Origin of the sequence: Primorskyibacter sedentarius (assembly GCF_004342065.1) — a bacterium.
In the GTDB taxonomy this organism is placed as follows: domain Bacteria; phylum Pseudomonadota; class Alphaproteobacteria; order Rhodobacterales; family Rhodobacteraceae; genus Primorskyibacter; species Primorskyibacter sedentarius.
Genome location: NZ_SLZU01000083.1, coordinates 1 through 1,222, shown reverse-complemented (window position 1 = coordinate 1,222; position 1,222 = coordinate 1). Strand labels below are relative to the sequence as shown.

Here is a 1,222-nt window from a genome sequence, read left to right as displayed (position 1 = left end):
ATGGCAAAGGAAAAGTTTGAGCGTTCTAAACCGCATTGCAACATTGGCACGATTGGCCATGTTGACCACGGCAAGACGACGCTGACGGCTGCGATCACGAAGTATTTCGGCGATTTCAAGGCCTATGACCAGATTGACGGCGCGCCGGAAGAGAAGGCTCGCGGGATCACGATCTCGACCGCGCATGTCGAGTACGAGACCGAGAACCGTCACTACGCGCATGTCGACTGCCCCGGCCACGCCGACTACGTCAAGAACATGATCACCGGTGCGGCGCAGATGGACGGCGCGATCCTTGTTGTGAACGCTGCTGACGGCCCGATGCCGCAGACGCGCGAGCACATCCTGCTGGGCCGCCAGGTTGGTATCCCCGCCATGGTCGTGTTCATGAACAAGGTTGACCAGGTCGACGACGAAGAGCTGCTTGAGCTGGTCGAGATGGAAATCCGCGAGCTTCTGTCTGCCTATGACTACCCGGGCGACGATATCCCGATCATCGCAGGTTCGGCCCTGGCCGCTCTGGAAGGTCGCGACGAAGCGATCGGCGAAGACAAGATCAAGGAACTGATGGCCGCTGTGGACGAGTACATCCCGCAGCCCGCACGTGCGGTTGACCAGCCCTTCCTGATGCCGATCGAGGACGTGTTCTCGATTTCCGGCCGTGGTACGGTTGTAACCGGCCGTGTCGAGCGCGGCGTTGTGAACGTTGGCGACGAACTGGAAATCGTTGGTATCCGCGACACCAAGAAAACGACCTGCACGGGTGTGGAAATGTTCCGCAAGCTGCTGGATCGTGGTGAAGCAGGCGACAACATCGGCGCCCTGCTGCGCGGCATCGACCGTGAAGGCGTTGAGCGTGGTCAGGTTCTGTGTAAGCCGGGTTCCGTGAAGCCGCACACCAAGTTCGAGGCAGAAGCCTATATTCTGACCAAGGACGAAGGTGGCCGTCACACGCCGTTCTTCGCGAACTACCGCCCGCAGTTCTACTTCCGTACGACGGACGTGACCGGCACGGTTGTTCTTCCCGAAGGCACCGAGATGGTGATGCCGGGCGACAACCTGAAGTTCGAAGTTGAACTGATCGCCCCGATCGCGATGGAAGAAAAACTGCGCTTCGCCATCCGCGAAGGCGGCCGCACCGTTGGTTCCGGCGTCGTCTCGAAGATCATCGAGTAAGAAAACTGACTGCGCGGGGAGCCAACCCCTCCCCGCAGGGTTCGAC

General features: G+C 60.0%; 1 protein-coding gene. It reads left to right on the top strand.

Annotated elements, in window-relative coordinates; genetic code table 11:
• Positions 1-1,176, top strand: a 1,176-nt coding sequence (tuf, locus tag EDD52_RS23570) for an elongation factor Tu (protein ID WP_132249027.1), incomplete at its 5' end; no start/stop codon positions are given.
• Positions 1,177-1,222: the final 46 nt, after the last annotated feature.